The organism is Bartonella sp. AC70YNML (assembly GCF_042196545.1).
Lineage (GTDB): Bacteria > Pseudomonadota > Alphaproteobacteria > Rhizobiales > Rhizobiaceae > Bartonella.
In genome coordinates this window covers 1-4,638 of record NZ_JBHIQK010000028.1, presented here as the reverse complement: position 1 = coordinate 4,638, position 4,638 = coordinate 1, and the positions used below count along the sequence as shown (strand labels likewise).

8 protein-coding genes are annotated in these 4,638 nt (G+C 35.3%); 6 read left to right on the top strand and 2 right to left on the bottom strand.

What is annotated here, in order from left to right; translation table 11 throughout:
• The coding region (locus ACFIMU_RS08490; protein ID WP_375697022.1) for a hypothetical protein at window positions 1-255 on the top strand (255 nt) is incomplete at its 5' end.
• Window positions 256-306: 51 nt separating this feature from the next.
• Here the strand turns inward: ACFIMU_RS08490 and ACFIMU_RS08485 are convergent.
• A complete protein-coding gene (locus ACFIMU_RS08485; RefSeq protein ID WP_375612684.1) occupies window positions 307-639 on the bottom strand; it encodes a helix-turn-helix domain-containing protein in 333 nt (110 codons plus the stop codon).
• 112 nt (window positions 640-751) lie between these two features.
• On the opposite strand from ACFIMU_RS08485, the gene ACFIMU_RS08480 reads away from it, so the two are divergent.
• From ACFIMU_RS08480 to ACFIMU_RS08470, 3 genes are read left to right on the top strand one after another with little or no spacing between them, the layout of a single operon-like run.
• Complete coding sequence (locus tag ACFIMU_RS08480; protein ID WP_375697021.1) at window positions 752-1,030, top strand: hypothetical protein; 279 nt, start codon at window positions 752-754, stop codon at window positions 1,028-1,030.
• A 10-nt stretch (window positions 1,031-1,040) separates the two neighbouring features.
• Window positions 1,041-1,397, top strand: coding sequence for a hypothetical protein (locus ACFIMU_RS08475; RefSeq protein ID WP_375618850.1), 357 nt, complete (start codon window positions 1,041-1,043; stop codon window positions 1,395-1,397).
• Between the two features lie 10 nt (window positions 1,398-1,407).
• Window positions 1,408-2,046, top strand: a complete 639-nt coding sequence (locus ACFIMU_RS08470) for a hypothetical protein (RefSeq protein WP_375697020.1) — start codon at window positions 1,408-1,410, stop codon at window positions 2,044-2,046.
• On the opposite strand, the gene ACFIMU_RS08465 is transcribed toward ACFIMU_RS08470, so the two are convergent.
• Entirely contained in the window at window positions 2,020-2,844 is an 825-nt protein-coding gene (locus ACFIMU_RS08465) for a hypothetical protein (RefSeq protein WP_375697019.1), read from the bottom strand. The genes ACFIMU_RS08470 and ACFIMU_RS08465 overlap by 27 nt on opposite strands.
• 75 nt (window positions 2,845-2,919) lie before the next feature.
• Here ACFIMU_RS08465 and ACFIMU_RS08460 point away from each other — a divergent pair, with 75 nt between their 5' ends.
• On the top strand, window positions 2,920-3,393 hold the full coding sequence (locus tag ACFIMU_RS08460) for a crossover junction endodeoxyribonuclease RuvC (RefSeq protein ID WP_375697018.1): 474 nt from the start codon (window positions 2,920-2,922) through the stop codon (window positions 3,391-3,393).
• Window positions 3,383-4,501 (top strand): hypothetical protein, encoded by a 1,119-nt coding sequence (locus ACFIMU_RS08455; RefSeq protein WP_375697017.1) that lies wholly within the window; start codon window positions 3,383-3,385, stop codon window positions 4,499-4,501. The genes ACFIMU_RS08460 and ACFIMU_RS08455 overlap by 11 nt, the downstream gene beginning before the upstream one ends.
• Window positions 4,502-4,638: the final 137 nt, after the last annotated feature.

Genomic DNA, 4,638 nt, shown 5'->3' with positions numbered 1-4,638 from the left:
CCAGATTTAGCGAGATTTTGTTCTTCATTTTCGCAGATGACTAAGAGAATTTCATCAGAATTTATAAACACTGGTTTTTTCACAAATGCCTCCATACAGCCTATTGGAAAAAGTTATTTTCTAAGATATGGGAGACAAATATATGCAAAAAGTGCAAGTGTCAACATAAAAATGCAAAAAGTGCATATTTATGCTAGATATGTTTTTTTAAAAAGTGCACTATCCACAATTTATGGAGATACAAAATGCAAATAGCGGAACAAGATTCTAATCTTTTAAAAGGGTTTTCTCAGAAAGAAAAGGAAACTATAACTTATCTTTTGATTGCCTTAAAAACTCAATATATAAAATCACAGACTTCTTGTTTTCTTCAGAAAGATCACGATAAAAATTCATAAATTCTTGATCAACATCATTGAAGAAATTGGGGGGGGGCTCGTTAAAAAACTCAGCTATTTTAACTAATTCCCCAATACTTATGCTTCTTGATTTTCCATTTTTGTAAGGATTAATCATTCTGCTTATAGTGGATTGATGGATTCCCAAGTAGGCGGCTAGTTCTATTTGAGCACCGTGTCCGCGCTCGTCTAATTTTTTTTCTAGCCATTGTTGGATACTTTTTTCAATATTGCTACTCATAATTTAAATATTATCCCTAAAAATACGTAAAATGCAAAAATGTGAAAGGTGCATTTTTTGTTGACATATGTAAAAAGTGCAATTATTTATTGCGCTGTTATGGAGTTTACATATGCCTTCGAGATTAATTATAAAATATTTAGGTGGTTTCAAAACTGTAGCAACCATAGTGCAAAGAGATGTGTCATCTGTTTATAGATGGCGTGACATGCCAGCAAAACACCAGCAAAAAATTTTAGATTACGCACGTGATCATGGGATAGATTTGCGTCCAGAAGATTTTTTTTATCCCGAGCGCTTGCAGAGATTAATGCAAGAGCAACACCCCCCAATGTCGAAAATTTGCAAGAGCTGCGGTGTTGATCACACCGGCGATAGATTGCAGCATTAAGGAGATCAAAATGAGTTCGAATGAAATTTTATGGATAGCAGTGGTTTCAGTTTTGCTTTTAAGCGGAGTGATGTTTCGTATTGCTTTGTATTATCGCGCGCAGGTTAAGGCTCTTTCAGAGGAGATTCAATATCTTATGGCAAGAGTAAAAAAGGTAAATACTGATTTTATATTAGGGAATAGAAATATGATTTATGAATGTGATGCGGATATAGGAAAGTCTGCAGCAGAAATTAAACAACTGAAGCAAGAGATTGAAGAACGTGACGAGGAAATTAAACAACTGAAGCAAGAGCTTAAGCCGCGTGATGAAGCAGTAAAAGCGCCGCCTCATAAGAATAAGAAGAGTAAGAAGAAGGGTAAGTGAGGAGAGAAAGATGAGTTTAGTAGCAATTGTTATTTCCTTAATTGCGAATGTGATTTCGTTTTATGCTGTTCATGACTCTTCTAAAAGAGTGCGAAGGCTTAGAAAAGAGCTAGCAGAAAAAAATGAGTTAATAGCGTCACAAAAAGCGTTGATGGAAGGACAGCTAGCAGAAAATGAAGAGAAAATACAACAATTGCAGCAATTGCAACAAGAAGTACAAGAACGTTTGTTGGAATCTGAACAGAAGAAATCTAAAGAGCAAGAATGTATGACGTCATATAAAGATATTAATGACAATCTTCAAGAGCCTGAAGATGTTCGTGCGCTTGTAAGAGAGTTTGTAAACAAAGCTCCAATTATAAATGAATATAGTGATGAAAAAGATGATGATAGAGCACGAAAGATATTGCAACAATTGATGATGGATGAACAGAGAAAGAATGAAGCAATTCAAATTATTAACGATGTTCATACATGGTTTATGGCAAAAAAAACCGTTACAATTGAAGAATTTAATAAATGGGATAGATCGCAATATTTATTATTTCATCTTGTGAGGCCAAAGCCACTGACATGGGCCGAGTTGGCTGAAAAAAGTATTGAGGAACAACAGCGTTATTGTTCAAATTGGAAAACCATTATTCTTTGAACGTAACAGCTGTAAGAGTTCTGGTTCTGGTTCAAAGTATTGAATATCGCGGACGGGAAAATTCACTTTTTCTGGTGGATTTTGAGGATCTACGGCAGTGTGTTCTAAAGTGAATGTTAGTCTAGATGGTGTATTATTATTTATAGGTGCGATAGTAAGAACCAAGTATAGAGAGCTGGAAACATCAAGGCTAAATACATTAAGAGTATCATATATTTCAGGTTTTACTTTAGGTTTTTTTAAACAGAGAAGTTTGAAATTTTTGGGGGAGATGGTGTGTACCTTTTTATAAGGAGGAAAAGGATAGGATATACTATATGTTGCATGAATAAATCTAAAAAGGCTGTCTTTGTTTATACTAATCGAATTGATTGTAATTGGTTGTTTTGTAGGATTTGCAATGAATAAAGCTATATCGATGAATAAAAATACGTCACTATCGGGATCTTTATATGTTCGCATATATTGTGACAAAACATTAAGTTTTCTTTGCTCTAAAATTTCTGTCTGTTTTTCTAGAACGTTGGTAAGCTTTTCTAGCGCTTGTGCTTGTTGTTTAGTTGATTTAGCTATGTCCATGGCATTAGCTAATTCAGCTTTAAACTTTTCTAGATCTTCCTTTCTTAATTTTTCAGCTTCTATTTTGTCTTCCTTTCTTAATTTCAATGTCTGTTTAATAGAACGAAAAGCAAAAATTGCTGATAATAAAGCACCAACCGAAGAAAGTGCTGAAAATAATACAGAAAACGCTGAAAATAATACAGGATGCTGTTCTATCCAATTTAAAACTGCTTGCATATTTTACACACCCTTCCTTCCTTTATCTTTGGAAAACAACAACCTTATAAAACACATTTTGTGTGGAGCGGCGAGGTGATTAACACGATTCTTTGTTTTGATCTAGGTACGCGGACTGGGTGGGCGATACGTGGTGCAAGTGGTGACATGTTCAGTGGTACCGTGAATTTTCAATCGCGCCGTTTTGAAGGCGGTGGAATGCGTTACTTGCGTTTTAAGCAATGGCTATCAGAAATAAAGCAGACAGCAGGTCAAATTGACGCGGTGTATTTTGAAGAGGTGAGGCGTCATAAAGGTACAGATGCCGCGCATGTTTACGGCGGTTTGTTAGCAACGTTAACGGCGTGGTGTGAACAGCATCAGATACCGTATGAGGGGATACCAGTAAGTACGATTAAGAAAGCGATGACGGGGAAGGGGAATGCGTCGAAAGAAGAGATGATTAAGGCGGTGCGTGCAAAAGGGCACAATCCGAAAGATGATAACGAAGCAGATGCTTTAGCAATTTTATATTTAGTTAAAGAAAGGGAATTGGGGTATGTCCAGTAAATTACCATGGACGAGGCTTTTTGCAGACAAGTGGCTACTTGATCTTGCTTGTTTACCCGCAATTGAAGGCAATGTTTATATGCGATTGCGATTGCAAATGTTGCGTACTAGAGAGCCTCTTGTAAATGATGCGCAAATATTATCTCATTTTACGTGTTGCTCAGTAAAAAGATTTCAGAAGGCATTAGATTACTTATTTAGATCTGGACACATTATTCTTTCAGAAGATGGTCATTTGTGGTGTTCAGATGTTGAAGAAGAATTAAAAAATTCAGACGAAACTTTAAATAAGTTTGCAGAAAGAGCAGCAAAAGCCGCCAATACTAGAAAACATAAAAACCAAGAAGAATCTTCAAGAGAGCTTCAAGATTCTTTAAGAAGTCTTCAAGATTCTTCAAGATGTCTTGAAGATTCTTCAAGAGGGTACAATAACATTAACAATAACAATAAAACTATTATTTTATCAAAAAGAGAAATTGATTTTGAAAATTTAGAAACAAACGATTTTGTTGAAAAGGCAATCGAGTGTGATGATGTTCAATCAGAACAAATCAAAACGATAGAAACCAAACAACCAATCATTCACGAGCAAAATACCAACACTTCAAACAATGCTAACAACCGATGGCAAATTGACGAAGCGATGATTGAGAAATTGCCTTCACGAAAAGTTAAAAAGGTTGGAAAACAACTTTCAGAAATCGTTGATAAGATAATGCCTGCTTATTTTCCAGAGAAAGCAAACTTTTTTGAAGAAACCAAGAAAACAAGGGAAAAACAAGAAGTTAAAAGAATACTAGAAGATTTCAAACCCGATTTTCAATACGCAATTGAACAAGGATTAACGCATGATGAAGCCTTATCAGAATTTGAAAAATTTGTACGCTTTTCAAAAACCAATCCATGTCGAAATGCAAATGAACGCGATTGGCAAAGCGCTTGGGATAATTGGATTACGCATCCAAAATATGGATTGGTAACTAAGAAACACGTAAAATCAGAAGTGAAAAAACTATATGAAAGCGCATGTTATAAACCACCGTCAAACATCTTTTCAAACAGACTGTCAGAAAGATTTAGCATACCCCTAACAGCGATTTACGCTTAAAGACACGTATGGATCAGAATGCATCAGGAGTAGAGAGGCTATTAGTTTATTTGCTACATAATGAAATCGTATTTAAAAGCATTGAAGGATAAACAGCAAAGTAGTGAAGTTTGCTGATGATTTTGAGAATAGATATG

What these genes read in the sequence shown, in the direction of transcription:
- ACFIMU_RS08465 (WP_375697019.1), bottom strand. Translation starts at nt 2,844, where the DNA reads ATGCAAGCAGTTTTAAATTGGATAGAACAGCATCCTGTATTATTTTCA.
- ACFIMU_RS08470 (WP_375697020.1), top strand. Translation starts at nt 1,408, where the DNA reads ATGAGTTTAGTAGCAATTGTTATTTCCTTAATTGCGAATGTGATTTCG.
- ACFIMU_RS08480 (WP_375697021.1), top strand. Translation starts at nt 752, where the DNA reads ATGCCTTCGAGATTAATTATAAAATATTTAGGTGGTTTCAAAACTGTA.
- ACFIMU_RS08485 (WP_375612684.1), bottom strand. Translation starts at nt 639, where the DNA reads ATGAGTAGCAATATTGAAAAAAGTATCCAACAATGGCTAGAAAAAAAA.
- ACFIMU_RS08455 (WP_375697017.1), top strand. Translation starts at nt 3,383, where the DNA reads ATGTCCAGTAAATTACCATGGACGAGGCTTTTTGCAGACAAGTGGCTA.
- ACFIMU_RS08475 (WP_375618850.1), top strand. Translation starts at nt 1,041, where the DNA reads ATGAGTTCGAATGAAATTTTATGGATAGCAGTGGTTTCAGTTTTGCTT.